The following is a 15,707-nucleotide window of genomic DNA, read 5'->3' as shown; positions in this document are numbered from 1 at the left end:
AATCCCAAAAAAAGAAAAATCCTAACTTGCGTCGACAAACCTAAACCAAGCTTCCATTGGACAGTCAGGCCTTTCTTACCATCTACCAATCAGATCCATTTTTTCAGACCTTATCTGAGTCTTTGAGCCAGCAGACAAGCAAATCCTATCAGCTCAAAGGACTTTCGGGCAGTCTGGACATGGTGCTTTTTAGCAGTTATTTTCAAAAAAGAGGAGGTTTTCACCTGATCATCGCTCAGGACAAAGAAGAAGCCGCCTACCTCAATTCAGACCTTCAAAACCTGCTTCGGACGGAGGAGTTTATGATCTTCCCCTCCAGTTTCAAGAAAGCATACCAATACGAGGAGGTTGACAATGCCAATGTCTTGCTGAGATCTGAGATCCTCAATCAGGTGCTGGATGCAAAAGGTGACGATCGCATCATCATCACCTATCCGGAAGCTCTTTACGAAAAAGTCATCAACAAGCGATCCCTTCAAGAAAACACCTTCGTGGCCAAAGTCGGGGAGAAAGTGGACATGGAGTTTGTGAGCGAACTCTTGACCAGTTATGATTTTGAGCGCTCAGACTTTGTCTACGAACCAGGGCAATTTGCCATTCGAGGTGGGATTTTGGATGTCTTTTCATTCTCAAATGAGCATCCCTATCGGATAGAGCTCTTTGGCAAAGAGATCGAAAGTATCCGAACCTTTGATGCAGAAAGTCAACTATCGATCGCAGAGGTTTCTCAGATTTCACTGATTCCTAACACACAGACCAAGCTTTTGCAGGAGGTCAGGCAGTCATTTTTAGGTTTTTTGCCTGAATCTGCTTTTATCTGGATCAAAGATTTTCAGTTGACAGCCGACGTGATGACTGAGTGTTTTCACAAAGCTGAGCAGGCTTTTCAGCAGATTTTGGAAAAGACCAATCAAACCAAGACGGTTTTGGAACCGAAAGATCTCTTCGAGTCCGGGGTAGATTTCAAGCAGCAATCTGAGCCTTTTACTCGGATAGAATTTGGAAGGCATTTTTACCTCAAAAATTCTACGGTGCATGAATGGAGCTCTCAGCCCCAGCCGTCTTTCAATAAGAATTTTGACCTGCTGGTTGCCAATTTTTCGGAAAATGAAAAGAAAGGCTTCACCAATATCATCACCGCAGAAAATGACAAGCAAATCGACCGGCTTCTGGGGATTTTCAAAGAGCTGGATCCGACCATGCAGATCCAAAGCATGCTTTTGGGACTGCGAGAAGGTTTTGAGGACCGCATAGCCAAAATCGCCTGCTACACGGATCATCAGCTTTTTGAGCGCTACCATCGCTATAAGACCAGAAATAAAGCGAGTAAATCCAAAGCGCTCACGATCAAAGAACTCAAAGCTTTGCATCCGGGAGACTATATCGTACACATAGATTATGGAGTAGGGAGATTCGCTGGATTGGAAAAAGTGGACGTAGCCGGCAAGATGCAGGAGGCGGTTCGATTGGTTTTTCGAGACGATGATCTCCTCTATGTCAATATCCATTCCCTTCATAAAATCTCCAAATACTCAGGCCAAGAAGGACAGGCTCCTTCTATGTCCAAACTCGGATCGCCGGAGTGGGAAACCAAGAAAAAACGAGCCAAAAAACAAGTCAAGGACATCGCAAAGGACCTCATCGAGCTTTATGCCAAACGAAGAGGCGCCCCTGGATTTGCATTTGCGCGCGACTCCGTCTTGCAGGTAGAGCTGGAGAGTTCATTCATCTACGAAGACACTCCGGATCAGGCAATGGCCACAGCAGATGTGAAATCTGATATGGAAAAATCCTACCCGATGGATCGCTTGGTCTGCGGCGATGTGGGTTTTGGAAAAACAGAAGTAGCAATCCGAGCAGCATTCAAAGCTGTGAATGACCGAAAGCAAGTGGCGGTATTGGTACCGACTACTATTTTGGCGATGCAGCATTATCAGACTTTCAAAGAAAGGCTAGGGGATCTTCCTGTGACAGTGGATTTCATCAATCGTTTTCGTACCGCAAAGCAAGTCCGGGAAATCGTAGAAAAGGTAAAATCGGGAGAAATTGACATCCTCGTCGGGACTCACAAAATCGTGAACAAGGAAGTCCAGTTCAAAGATCTTGGCCTGCTGATCATCGATGAGGAACAGAAATTTGGCGTGAAGGTCAAGGATCAATTGAAAAATCTACGAGTCAATGTGGATGTGCTAACCCTGACAGCAACTCCAATTCCACGAACTCTCCATTTTTCACTGATGGGAGCCAGAGATCTCTCGGTGATCGCCACTCCGCCGCCTAACAGACAGCCCGTGACGACGGAAGTTCAGACTTTCAAAGAAGAAGTCATCCGGGATGCGGTTGCCTATGAATTGAGACGAGGGGGACAGGCGTTTTTTGTTCACAACCGTGTCGGTGAAATCGACAGCATCGCCAATCTGATCATGAAACTCGTGCCGGATGCACGGGTAGTCGGAGCTCATGGCCAGATGGATGGAAAGAAACTGGAGCAGGTCATGGTGGACTTTATCAATCATGAGTACGATGTGCTCGTCTCCACCAATATCATTGAATCCGGTCTAGACATCCCCAATGCCAATACCATTATCATCAACCGGGCGCACATGTTTGGTCTCAGCGATCTGCATCAAATGCGTGGCCGAGTAGGAAGAAGCAACAAAAAGGCATTTTGCTATCTGCTAACACCGCCCCTGTCAGGCCTGACGCCAGAGTCCCGCAAGAGGCTTCAGACTTTGGAAGAATTCTCTGATTTGGGAGATGGTTTCAAAGTAGCCATGAAAGATTTGGATATCCGTGGAGCCGGTAATTTATTGGGTGCGGAGCAAAGTGGTTTTATCACCGACTTGGGTTTTGAGATGTATCACAAAATCCTGGATGAAGCCGTGCAGGAGCTGAAGGAAAATGAATTTGCGGCTCTTTTTGAAACAGATCTGAAGGAAAAAGTCAAAGTTCTCGTCCAGGATTGTACGATTGAGACGGATTTGGAACTTCTGATCCCAGAGGAATATGTGAGCAATATTTCGGAAAGGTTGGGACTCTATTCCAAACTCGATTCGATCAAGGATGAAGAGGAGCTCCAGAAATTTGCCAAAATGCTGGAAGATAGATTTGGTCCTTTGCCTGAATCCGTAGTCGATTTGATGGAGACAGTCAGACTAAGATGGAAAGCCGAAAAGCTGGGAATCGAAAAACTCGTCTTGAAAAGCGGACAGATGAAATGCTACCTTTTGCCTTCGAGCCGAGACGATTATTATTCCTCTCCGATATTCCAGCAGCTGATGACATTTGCGCAGCTGAATTCCAGACAGTTCAAAATAAAAGAACACAAGAACCGTTTGATACTTACGGTCACTGAAGTACCGGGCATCCAGAAGGCTCAAAACTGGCTGAAAGACATGCTAGAAAGCTAAAAATTGAAAAATTTAACTGGCATAAATATTGCAGTTTTGCACAAAAATTTTGCTGAATCCTTTAGATTTCGGCCCAAAAGCTCATTTTCGATAAAAATATCAAAGCTGATATTGATTGGAAGTAGCTATGAATGACTTTATATTAGCATCTCAAATAGATCTAAACTCCTAGCATATATGCGTTTCAGTAACAAATCTTGTGGAATGTGGGTGGCAGCTCTGATGATCGTCGGAGGCTCTGTGCTCTCATCCTGTAACAAAACTCCAGGCTATGGTAGAAGGACTGCCAACAAACCGGGTAAGAAAAGTGCCACAACTGGTGCTGAGTTTTCTTTTGAAGAAGATGATACCACCCAGTTTTTCGTAGCACGAAATGCAGAACAGATTCCCGGACCTAACTTGAAGTTTATCCAAGGTGGTAGAGCGGTATTGGGTTCGCAGGAAGAAGATGTGATGGCATTCCGTGACAACTTGGAGAGAACCGTCACCTTGGCGAACTTCTACATGGACGAAACAGAAATCACCAACAATGATTATCGTGAGTTTTTGTTTGACATGAAAAAGAAAGTGAGTGCAGACTCACTCTTGAAACTGGAGCCATCTGAAGACGTTTGGGGAGGAGCTTTGTCCTTCAATGACATGTATCAGTCTTACTATTTCAGATTCCCCGGGTTCAACTTTTATCCAGTAGCAGGTGTGTCTTGGTCTCAAGCCAATACTTATGCTAAATGGAGAACTGAGTATGTACAGGAGCTGATCAGAGAAGATAGAGGTTTGGATTCATCTTTCTCCAAGTCCCAATTGATCGAAAGAGGTGTAGCACTAGCTGACTACCGACTTCCTAGTGAAGCTGAATGGGAGTATGCTGCCAAAGCTATGATCGGAACTCAGTACTTGGACGAAAATCAGGAATATGGCCGAATCTATCCTTGGGATGGTAGAGGTGTCAGAAATCCCTACAATGTGAAGAGAAAAGGAAAGCAGGGTGATTTCTTGGCCAACTTCAAAAGAGGTCGTGGTGACTACGGAGGGATCTCCGGTGGTCAGAGAAATGACGGTGAAATCCTTCCTACCAACGTTTACGACATGGCTCCAAATGATTTTGGACTATATCACATGGCTGGAAATATGAACGAATGGGTATATGATGTGTATCGTCCATTGACCTATCAGGATGCTGACGACTTGAACCCTATCAGAAAAGATGGCTATGGAGATGACATGGAAAACTACGAAGTATCCATCATCACTGACGAAATGAGAGTCTACAAAGGCGGAAGCTGGAGAGATGTCACGTATTGGCTAGCGCCTGGTACCCGTAGATTTATGCATCAGGACTCTGCTACCAATCATATTGGTTTCAGATGCGCAATGATCTCCATCGGAGAGCCGGGGAAATAAATAAGCATTAGAATAAACTATAAGGAAGCCCGACCATTACTGGTCGGGCTTTTTTATAGCTAAAAATGGAATCAGCAGTGAGTATTTAAACTTGAGCATATTCCCTGAAATTAGCTAGATTCGAAACTTCCTGATATACAAAAGCCTGCCTCATCAGAAGCAGGCTTTATTACTGTTATGAGTGTCCAAGATTAGTGTGCAAACTTCACTTTAGCCACCACTGGCAAATGATCAGATGGATAACGCTGAGACTTGGCATCAGTCAACACCGCATAGCTTTCAACTTCAAAATCCTTGCTGACAAAAACATAATCGATCCGCTTTTCCATGGGTGCAGTAAACTGAAAGGAATTGGTCGTTCCCACTGGACCGTAAGGAGGCATTTTCGTCACCGAATAAGAATCATTTAAAAATTCTGAAAGGTTCTGTATCTGTTCTGTATCTGGTGTACTATTAAAATCGCCGGTACAGATGACAGGTTTACCTTTGGCGATTTCTTGCATTTTTTGGATCATCAGTTTGCCTGATTCACGACGAGCTACTACCCCCTGATGGTCAAAGTGCGCATTGAACACATAAAACTCTCTAGCAGATCGCTTATCCTTCAGCAGAGCCCAAGAAGCGATTCTGTTACAGCAAGTAGCATCCCAACCCAAACCAGGCTTATCCGGCGTTTCACTCAGCCAGAAATTGCCGGAATCAATCAATTCAAATAAGTCGGTCTTATACAAAATAGCCGAATGCTCACCTGCTGACTTTCCATCATCACGACCAGCCCCCACATAGGCATAGCCTGGAATTTCAAGCAAATCATTCAACTGGTGTACAAATCCTTCCTGAGTTCCGACGATATCAAAGTCATGATATTGGATCAAGGCCTTCACATTTTCGGCACGTTTCGGCCAGGCATTTTCTCCATCTTTGGGAGTATCCATCCGAAGATTGAAACTGGAAACTGTGATTTTAGGGTTTTGCTGCTGTCCATAGGCAGTCCAAGAAAGGAAAGCCGAGAGGAATACGATGAGATATTTTTTCATATGAAATAGATAAAAAGCAATCAGAAGCCCCTCAATTGAAAGGCTTCTGACGCTGGTTGATTTTTAGTTTGATTATTCCCATCCTGGGTTTTGTCCCAAAGCAGGATTTCGAATAAGATCAGCTTCCGGAATCGGATAGAGGTATTTTTTATCCAACCATTCTCTCACACCTGGATTCCAGATCACTTCACCCGAAGTACCGTTGGAAAGCTGGATCCTACCAGCTGCATCTGATGGGCTGACATCCACATAAGCGATAGCAGGATTGGAAGATTCTGGTTTTTCTCCCTGATAGAAATACACATCCATGACTCCATCGCTATTCAAATCATACTCTCCCAATGCCGGAACATACATCCCTGTCATTGGAGCTTCTTCGAATAGCTCTCCGATGTGCCATCTTCTCAAATCATCCGGTCTGAGCCCCTCAAAGACCATCTCTACGGCACGCTCACGCATGACTTCCAGCAGGACTGGGTTGGTGAATTTACCAAGATAATAGTTTGCCAAATAGGGATCCGCTTCTGTAGGAAGGGTAGATAAAGAAGGTCCTGTGATCCCGGCACGGGCACGAAGAGCACCAATGGTCTCTGACCAATCACCGGCAGACATCGTTCCCAGTTCAGCCAAAGCTTCCGCTTTGTTTAGCAATACTTCTGCATATCGCATAATGATATGAGCATTGTCATTTCGGCTTTCGTCATCGTAGGGGAAACGCTCGTCATAACACCATTTGATAGGCTGGTAGCCTGTAAAGGTCTGATTGAAATTAGGAGGAGCTACTACTGAGATTCCATTTTCGGTCCGGTGATAGTCTCCCAAGCGAACAGTTTGCTTGAGACGCAAATCTCTGTTTTTCACTTCTTCCACAAATGGAGTAGTCTGATAATCAGGATTGCTGGTGAATGGAGTTCCGTCAAGGTTTAGATAGGTATTGACGAAGTTTCTTGTCAGGCTTGGTCTATTTCCATAGGTCGGACTGATAAATCGTCTATTCGCAGAACTGAAGACCTGCAGGCTGGCATCCAATGCCACTGCCAAGATCGTCTCATCGGCATAGGGAGTTTTGGTAATAAACATTTCTCGATAGGACCTATCCTCCTGACCTGCTCTGTGTAGCGTAAAACCAGTGATATCATTGGCTGTAGTGACTACCTCCTGATACCACTCATTAGCAGTATCCTGCATTCCATATTCCGTATGATATTTTCTATAGGAAGCTTCAAAGAGCGCGATTCTGGTTTTGTAAGCCCTTGCTACATTTTTGGTGATTCGCGTAGAAGATGCATCGGAAGTCAAGGTGATATTCTCGATGGCAAAGTCCAAATCCTCCAAAACTTTCTCCATGACCATAAAACGATCATCTCTAGGTCCATACAAAGTTACACTATCAGTGACCTCGATGGTTTTATCTATCCAAGGCACATCTCCGAATCGCTTGACCTTGTCAAAGTAAAATAAAGCCCTAAAGAACCTTGCCAATCCTATGTAGTGATTCTTTTCGGCTACGGTGCTGGTCTCAGCATTTTCGATGAAATAATTAATATTTCTCAAGCTAGACCAAGACCAACCGCCACTAGTCACCGGACTGAGCGCATTGACTGCCAGATAACTATCCACGCCATTTCTGGCCACCAAATCGGAGGCATCATCGCCCTGGAAAACACCCACGTCGGTACCTGGTAGGATATTATAGAATGAATTGCTGTAAAGTTCTAGCCCACTGGCCGAACCAAATATGGCTTGATTACTGGCTGTATCCACTGGATACTCATCCAGATTGCAGGAGGTGACTGCGGCCAGAATCAGGAGTGATAATATATAATGAAATAGCTTCATGATTTGTCGAATTAGAAGTTAACAGTAAGACCGGCAGAAATCGCCTTGAGCATCGGGTAGTTGTAACCATCTCCGCTTGTGCCTCCGCTGAGGTCCCGATCTGAACCATAGATACTGGTCACATCTGTATCTTTTGTCCATTTGTACAAAGAGGACCAGGTCCAAAGATTTTCTGCGGAGAGATAGATCTTCACATCGTTGGCTTTGATTTTTTCGGTCAAGTGCTGAGGAAGTGTGTAGCCGACCTGCAGATTTCTCAGGCGGATGTAGGCTACATTTTGAAGATAGCGGTCGTTCGGAGTACTTAGAACTCTATTGCTCAACGCAACATAGCCAACCAATCTAGGGAGATAGGCGTCGAAGTTTTGCAACTCCTCTCTAAACATATTGTCTTCATGCCAGCTTGGATACTGGTTGTAAGGACGGTTGTATTGTCCCCAGAATCTTGATTCGCCAGATGGGTACCAGTCTTGCTTCAGTACTCCTTGGAAGAATGCTCCAATGAAGAATCCATTCCATTCGGCATTGAGGTTGATTCCGTAGGTATATCTCGGTTCGGAATTACCGATGACAGATTTGTCACCAGAATCACCAACCCTGTTGGAGCCATGGTAGATCACATCATCTCCATCCAAATTTTTAAATTTCAAATCCCCCACGTAGTTCTTTCGAGTATTGGTATTAGGGATATTGGACTGGGAAGGGGAATTGAGGATCTCTTCCTCCGAGCGGAATAGCCCTTCTACCTGATAGCCCCAGATTTCTCCGATTCGCTGACCTTCGTAGTAGTCTGATAGATTTTTATCCGGGTTGTTGTACTTGGTGATGTAAGCTTTGTAATCTGACATAGCCAATCTGACGCTGTAGTTGAAAGGCTTATCTGCCATGATAAAATCATCATTCCAGGTGATTGTTGCTTCCCATCCGGTAGTTTCCAGATCTGCATAGTTCCCTTTTGGTACCGTAGTCCCATAGATCGCCGGCAAAGTCGGTCCCACTGTAAACATATCCGTAGTCCAGCGACGATACCAGTCTCCAGTGAACTGCAATCTATTGCTCAGAGTCGCGAAGTCCAAGCCAATATCAGCGGTAGTAGAAGTCTCCCAAGTCAGTCCTTCTGGCACTACTCCAGGCATGCTGGTGGACTGAGGTCTTTGGCCGTCTATGATTCTGCCCATTTGAGAAATGGAGAAATTCTCTGTGAAGGAATAGGGACTGATGTTTCCATTTCCCAAGGAACCGTAAGAAGCCCTTACTTTCAGACTAGTCAAGAGACCCGGATTAACATCCCAAAAATTCTCTTCCGACACTGCCCAACCGACTGAGGCAGACGGAAAATATGCCCACTGCTGATCCGTTGGAAACTTGGAAGATCCGTCATAGCGACCATTGATCTCGAGTAGGTATCTTCCCTGATAGTCGTAGTTGACTCGGAAAAAAGTACCTGCAATTGCCCATTTTTGGTAGCCGCCATTCGTGACGATACTTTGTCCCAAAGCAAGATTGAGATCTTCTGCATCTGGGAAGACTATCCCATTTCGTCTTGTAGTTAGATTCTCATAGACGGAGGATTCATAGTTAAACCCAAGCAACAAGCCCAAATTATGAGAATTATTAAACGACTTCAAGTAATTGGCATACAGGTTTGTAGCATAGTAGTTTGTCGTGTTTCTTCTGTCTTGCAGGTCGTTGGTATTGGTACCAGTATAGCCAGTCACCCCTTCATATCTACTATACGGCACTTGCACTCTCTTTTGGAAAGCTCTATTGTCAGTAGTCTGGAATGTAAAGTTTCCATTCAAGGTCAGCTGCTTGTCAAAAAATTCAGCTTTAGCTGCAAAACGGTTTTTCAAGAAACGTTGCACATTGTCCACGGCATTTCTCCCGATGTAATAATCCCCAACCGTATAAGCTGCCGGGAATGAAAGTGAACCATCAGGATTCAACAATGGAGCAAGAGGGTGTCCCTCATCGGCCATGTTTCTCCAGATACCACTCCCTTCCCCAACGTTGAGCGGCTGATGATACGACATACGAGAGTAGTCGGTGTTGTTTTCTACCTGTAGCCACGGAGTCAGCTGGATCGTCCCTTTGGCCCGAAGATTATACATAGAATACGTATCTGTATTGTATCGGAAAAGTCCATCTTGACCATTGTATCTACCACTGACGTAGTAGGAAGTCTTTTGGTCTCCGCCAGTCACAGTCAGATTGTGATCTTGAGCAAAGAAACTGTCCTTATACAATTCCCGATACCAGTCGGTGCTGTAGTAGTATTGGTATTCTCCAGTGGATGGATCTACTTCTACTCTTGGAAGAGATGGGTCTTCCCATCTTCTTTTGATTTCCTCCAAGTATGCAGGAGAGAAAGCCATGGTCTTATTGATGGAAGTCGGGGTGTTACCGTTGTCATTCCAGTTGGACCAGGCATCGCTGAATCCTTTTGCCCAAGGATAAGATTCGGTAATATTATCCGGAACAGCGGTTGGAGATTTGGAAGAGAAATTAGCCGAATACGTAATGGAAGTCTTGCCTTCTGTAGCTGCTTTGGTTGTGATCAGCACCACTCCAAAAGCCGCTCTTGCTCCATAAATGGAAGCTGACGCAGCATCTTTCAAGACTGTGACGCTGGCAATATCATTAGGATTGAGCATTCTAGGATCGCCTTCTACACCATCTATCAGCACCAATGCACTGCCTTGCTGTCCAATGGAAGTGGTACCTCTTACATTGAAAGAAGGAGACTGAGTCGGCTTTCCATCCAGCATTTTGATATTCAGGTTTGGGATCACTCCTACGAGTCCCTGAGACACATTGGATATCGGTCGGTTTTCGAAGGCCTCGGATTCCACCTGATCGACTGCACCTGTCAAGTTGGCTTTTTTCTGCTGTCCATAGCCCACGACCACCACTTCATCTAGACTGTTTTCAGCCGGAGACATGGAGACATTGATCGTGGATGCTGCACCGACTACCTGCTCTTGTCTATCGTATCCGATGAAAGAAAAAAGCAAGACCTGTCCCGGTGTCACATCCAGTGTATATGACCCGTCCAAATTCGTAACAGTACCTGTAGTCGTCCCTTTGACCAAGATAGAGACTCCTGGCATAGGCTCGCCCAACTCATCTCGGACTACCCCGGATATCTTCTGAAAATCCATTTCCTTGGTCACCAGCTGCTGCTGGGCGTCTTTTTGAATAATGACACTGATGGTATTATTCACCTGCTTAAAGCGAAGATTACTTTGCTCAGCGACTTTGTATAGATGCTGCTCTACGGTATTTCCAGAGTGGAGAAACTCGATCTCACCAGCGGACTTCAATGCCTCTTCCGTGTAGAAAAACTTGAACTCTGAGTTTTTCTCAATTGCTCTAAAAAACTGGAGCAATGTTTTCGGCTGTCCGTCCAGAACTACCACTACTTCATCTATCCCTTTGATCTGGGCTTTGGAAGAGTTTGCGAAAAGAGGGCTCACCGTCAGACATAAGACTGTAATTCCCCTGGCCAATAGTTTGATAGACATTACTATTAACGGTAATATTTTTTGCATAATTTTGATATTGAATGATTGAAACATTTTCCCCGACTCCCGGACCGCAATTCTGAGAGGATGTAGGGGCAGAATTAAGTTTTGATTTCGCAGGGATGTATTGGTAGTACATCCCTGTTTTTTTGCTCCTTCCTTATTCCATAGGCGTTAGTTAAAGTGAATGGTGATAGATTGGTCTTCTATTTCAAATTCAAATTCCAAGGTTTTGCTCATGACATTTAGGACATTTCTAAGAGATTCCTGCCTGTCAAAAACACCCGATGCACGTAGCGGCTTTGGCTTGCCAGATACCATGATGGACACGTCGTACCAGCGCTCCAAGACCGCTACCATATCTTCAAATGACGTCTCTTCAAATTTCAAAACACCCTCAGTCCAGAGTATCCTATCTGACACTGCTACCTGATATTTCTCCAGCGTATCGCCTTGAAGCGAAAGCAAGGATTCCTCTCCTGGATTGAGTTCTATGAATTGATTTCTTCCCTGTTGGTTGAGTTTGACCTTACCCGTCACTAGGGTGACCGCGACTTGCTCATCCTTTTGGAAAGTCGAAATATTAAAGGATGTACCCAGAGCTGTCGTGATGATGCCGTTGGCCTCCACTTCAAAAGGATGATTTGGATCTTTGACTACTTCAAAAAATGCTTCTCCTTGTAGTCGGATAGACCTATTGGTTTTAAAATCTGCCGGGAAAGTGATGCTACTTTGCGAGTTCAAATAAACTGCCGATCCATCATCCAATACGATTTTTGTTTTTTGTCCTTTTGGATTTGACTTGGTTATGAAATTCTCCTGCAGCGTTTCCGATGCAGGAAAGTCTGGCGCTCTCTGAGTCTCGAGAACAAATAATGCACCCAAGCCAACTACCAAAATCACAACCGCAGCCCTGAGCCAAGCAGAAGCAGACCCCTGCAACCATCTTTGCTTTCCGACGGTAGTGATAGGTTTTGTTTGTTTCTTTGGGTCGAGTTTTTGCCAGAGATCCTCCCTATTCCATGCATATTCGTCTTCTTTGAGCTGAGATATCCACAGCCGTATCAATTCTGACGAAACATGTTTTTCGGCCTCTTTACTTTCGAGAAATTTTAAGAACTCGCTAGCTTCCTCTTTACTCAACTTGCCCTCGTAAAATTCTCTGACTTTGCGATCGTAATTCATTCCTGGTTATTTACAGACTTATATAGCCTCAGGAGAAAAAAACTACTCACGGAGAGTTTGAAAAAAAGAGGAAAATAATTGTTAAGCCAAAATCAGATTCTTAACAATCAAATAACATCGAATAAAAAGATGGATTTTGACACTAAAAACCAAATACTTACAGAAACTATTTCGAGTTTAGACAAGCGGTCTTTGAAGGTTTTGGTAGCTCTAAAAACTTGATTTTCGACTGTCCTTGCCGAGAGATTCAGCTTCCCTGAAATTTCCTCTACACTGCGATTTTCCAAATGCTTCAGCTTAAAAATCTGTCTTTGACCTGCCGGCAATTGAGAAATAATCTCCATGGAGATTTCATGAAATTCGGAGTAAATGAGGTCTTCATCCGGAGCCTGGGAAGCGAGAGATTCGGACAAGGGAATTTGATATTGTTGGAAAGCAAAAAATCGGGCTTCCTTTTGATTTTTCTTGATCACTAAAGATCTGATAATCGCAATCATATATGCATTGATGGAAAGGCCAGGGTCGAGCTTTGCCCTGTTTTTCCAAATATTCAAAAACACTTCCTGCACCACCTCTTCCGCTTCTTCATGATTCAGTTTCATCTTTCTGGATGTATGGTAAATCTTGGAAGAAAAAAGTCGATAAAGCTCCTCAAAAGAGGTTTCATTTCCTTGAGAAATTTCTTTCACGAGTTCTTGCAAAGAAAAAGAATCCAAATTTTCCAAAGCTGAAATAATTAGCGCATATCAAAGTAAAATATTTGGAATTGCCCTTCAAAGCTGATTTTCCAACTATAATAAATTGGTAAAGGGAACTTAAAGAAAACTTCCTTGACGGATGCTTGGAATAGTAATGGAGATTATATAGTGAGTGGTGCTGCGCTGAGAATTCTCCTGTGAAAGACCAGATGACTAGAAATTTAAGAAAGGAGTCATGAAGGTCCATGAAATAGCAGCTTCACTTCCTCTGGCTAGCTGAATTGGAGAAACGGAAGTGACTAGAAAAAGCAAAGGCTCCCAAATTTGGAAGCCTTTGCAATGATCATCAATCTTTGATCACCTGAATCCAGCCTTGGAACTCATGTTTGTTTCCATCTTTGTCGACTGTATTTAGGATATAGAAGTATGTGCCGGCTACTTGGCCTGGTGCATCCCAGTCATTTTGGTAGTCCTCTGTTTCAAAGACATGATCCCCATATCTATTGAATATGACGATATCATTGCTTACAAACTTACCTAGACCCTGAATCACAAAGGTATCATTATCTCCATCTACTTTAGTAGGTGTGATGACATTCGGAATATGGAACGGAAGTATCTCATTGACATCAGTATCCTGATTGTCATCCTCATCCGTATCCGTCTCACTAGCTGACACTTCTACGACATTGGTGATGATGCCCGGATCACCAGCTTTCACAAAGATGCGAATCGCAAGCTCGGCATCTGCGGTAAAGAAAGGTATCGTCCAAGTGATTCGGCTACCTGTCACTGAGGCGTCTACTGTCGCATCAGTAGGATTGCTCACTACCTCGTAGCTGAGATACGTGACATTTTGCGGCAGCTCATCAGTCAGCACCAGTTCTGTCGCATCAGTACCTCCGATATTGCTCAAAGTCACATCGTAGCTGAATTCATCGCCTTCGTAGATTTCCACCTCATGGGAGGTTTTCACTACAGCCAGATTGACTTCATCATCTACTAGGAAACATCTCAATCCATAATCAAAGTTGAATGCTGTAGGATCTTCTCGAGTCACTGAACCAGTTTGGGTGATCGGAGTAGTCACCTCACACACCAATCTATCCAATGCTTCTGCCTCATTCATTCGGGCAGCTGCCTCTGGAAGTACTTTGACGAGACCAGAAGCGCCTAGCCTCAACCCATTCGCATCAAATACTGGATCTGTCACCAAAGTCACCTCATATTCACCATATGGAAGCAACTGAGTCAATTCATGTTTCCAGTTACCTAACTGGCCTACGGTGGCCATTGCTTCATAGCCGTCTGGCCCTTTGATCGAGATATTTTGCCCGGCAGGATTACCAAACCCTGCTCTGTTCAACTCTCCTTCGTTCCCTGGACCTTCATAGCTTCCATCTCCATTGAGATCCAGCCATTCCCAACTGTAAACGCTGATTGCTTGATTTGAGAGCAAATAGTTTTGTGTCACTTCACCATCTCCATTGGCATCGTACCACTCATTTTCTATTCCATCCCCATTTATATCATACCAGACAAAACCTCTCAAGAAAGGATTGTTGGCTACTGGACCAGAACCGGTTCTGGCGTATCTGAAGTCAACAGGATTGTAATTACAAGGCTCTACGGTGATATTGGCTTCATCGCCATCGATGGCTCTCAACCCTTGGTTGAGCTCAAGACCTTCATCAATTACCTTAATTCTATAATCTCCGGCCGCGACTCCAAAGAATTGATATCTACCAAAGCCATTTGTCACACTGATCAAGGTATCACCAGGGGTATTTTCGCCTGGAAGGAGTATCACTGGCACTTGTGCCAAACCTTCTTGACCAAGTATGTGATAGATCAGACCCGTTACCACTGTTTCACCATTACATTCAAGCAAAGTGACCGCATCATCCTCATCCGTCAATGGATCTGGTCCCGCTGGATTTGGAGCAGACACATAAGCGATATTGACGATGGAATCTTTCTCTGCTACATCAGATTCTGTGATTGTATAGGTAGTAATCAGTTCTACTGATTCCTGAGGAGAAATGCTGGTAATCGTCTCATCCAAGCCTGTCAAAGGATCTGTCACATGAACATCTACCAAATCCACATTTCCAGTATTCGTGACAGTTAAGCTATAGGTGATCACCTGACCACTGGCTATAGCTATTTCCGTATCGGCAGTTTTTACAATCTCGATATCCGGTTGAGCATCTGTCACCACGACTGCGGAATCGCTGTCTTCCACATCATTGCCCATTGGATCCTGAGCAATCACTGAAGCTGTGTTTGTAATGCTTCCAGCTTCCATATCAGTCTCTACAACAGAATAAGTCGTCGTAAAGGTGATTGATTCACCAGGAGTCATGACAGGATATGTTTCTACCAAGCCTGTAAGTGGATCTGTTACCAATGCATTAGTCAAAGTTGTGTTTCCGGTATTGGTGACAGTAACGGTATAAGTGATCACATCACCCACTTGATCGTAAGTGGAGACGTCTGCTGTTTTAATCAGCTCTATGCTCGGAGCATCTATGCCCGGTACGATCACTGTATCTGTGCCTCCTGTCTCGCCTCCGTCTGGATCTGTACCTGTCGCTGTCGCAATGTTGGTGA

Annotated in this window: 8 protein-coding genes; 2 read left to right on the top strand and 6 right to left on the bottom strand. The window is 44.4% G+C overall.

Annotated features, from left to right (window positions below):
- Positions 1 to 56 precede the first annotated feature (56 nt).
- Together mfd and gldJ are read left to right on the top strand one after the other, a co-directional pair.
- Entirely contained in the window at positions 57 to 3,410 is a 3,354-nt protein-coding gene (mfd, locus tag G460_RS0115445) for a transcription-repair coupling factor (protein WP_026956212.1), read from the top strand.
- 177 nt (positions 3,411 to 3,587) lie between these two features.
- Positions 3,588 to 4,811, top strand: a complete 1,224-nt coding sequence (gene gldJ, locus G460_RS0115440) for a gliding motility lipoprotein GldJ (protein WP_026956211.1) — start codon at positions 3,588 to 3,590, stop codon at positions 4,809 to 4,811.
- A gap of 191 nt (positions 4,812 to 5,002) precedes the next feature.
- Here gldJ and G460_RS0115435 read toward each other — a convergent pair whose 3' ends face one another.
- The 6 genes from G460_RS0115435 to G460_RS22710 form a co-directional block, all read right to left on the bottom strand.
- Positions 5,003 to 5,848: an endonuclease/exonuclease/phosphatase family protein gene (locus G460_RS0115435; protein ID WP_026956210.1), complete on the bottom strand. Its 846-nt coding sequence runs from the start codon at positions 5,846 to 5,848 to the stop codon at positions 5,003 to 5,005.
- Positions 5,849 to 5,920: 72 nt separating this feature from the next.
- Positions 5,921 to 7,687, bottom strand: a complete 1,767-nt coding sequence (locus G460_RS0115430) for a RagB/SusD family nutrient uptake outer membrane protein (protein WP_026956209.1) — start codon at positions 7,685 to 7,687, stop codon at positions 5,921 to 5,923.
- Between the two features lie 11 nt (positions 7,688 to 7,698).
- Entirely contained in the window at positions 7,699 to 11,238 is a 3,540-nt protein-coding gene (locus G460_RS21970; RefSeq protein WP_084421380.1) for a SusC/RagA family TonB-linked outer membrane protein, read from the bottom strand.
- 147 nt (positions 11,239 to 11,385) lie between these two features.
- A complete protein-coding gene (locus G460_RS0115420) occupies positions 11,386 to 12,396 on the bottom strand; it encodes a FecR family protein (protein ID WP_026956208.1) in 1,011 nt (336 codons plus the stop codon).
- A 107-nt stretch (positions 12,397 to 12,503) separates the two neighbouring features.
- Positions 12,504 to 13,085, bottom strand: coding sequence for an RNA polymerase sigma factor (locus tag G460_RS0115415; protein ID WP_169817523.1), 582 nt, complete (start codon positions 13,083 to 13,085; stop codon positions 12,504 to 12,506).
- A gap of 355 nt (positions 13,086 to 13,440) precedes the next feature.
- On the bottom strand, positions 13,441 to 15,707 hold a 2,267-nt coding region (locus G460_RS22710), incomplete at its 5' end, for a DUF7507 domain-containing protein (protein ID WP_026956206.1).

The organism is Algoriphagus vanfongensis DSM 17529 (assembly GCF_000429465.1).
GTDB lineage: Bacteria > Bacteroidota > Bacteroidia > Cytophagales > Cyclobacteriaceae > Algoriphagus > Algoriphagus vanfongensis.
This window is presented reverse-complemented; position numbering and strand designations above follow the sequence as displayed.

Bases quoted from the DNA above. Each gene is read 5' to 3' on its own strand.
- gldJ (WP_026956211.1), top strand. From the start codon at position 3,588: ATGCGTTTCAGTAACAAATCTTGTGGAATGTGGGTGGCAGCTCTGATG.
- G460_RS0115435 (WP_026956210.1), bottom strand. From the start codon at position 5,848: ATGAAAAAATATCTCATCGTATTCCTCTCGGCTTTCCTTTCTTGGACT.
- G460_RS0115430 (WP_026956209.1), bottom strand. From the start codon at position 7,687: ATGAAGCTATTTCATTATATATTATCACTCCTGATTCTGGCCGCAGTC.
- G460_RS21970 (WP_084421380.1), bottom strand. From the start codon at position 11,238: ATGCAAAAAATATTACCGTTAATAGTAATGTCTATCAAACTATTGGCC.
- G460_RS0115420 (WP_026956208.1), bottom strand. From the start codon at position 12,396: ATGAATTACGATCGCAAAGTCAGAGAATTTTACGAGGGCAAGTTGAGT.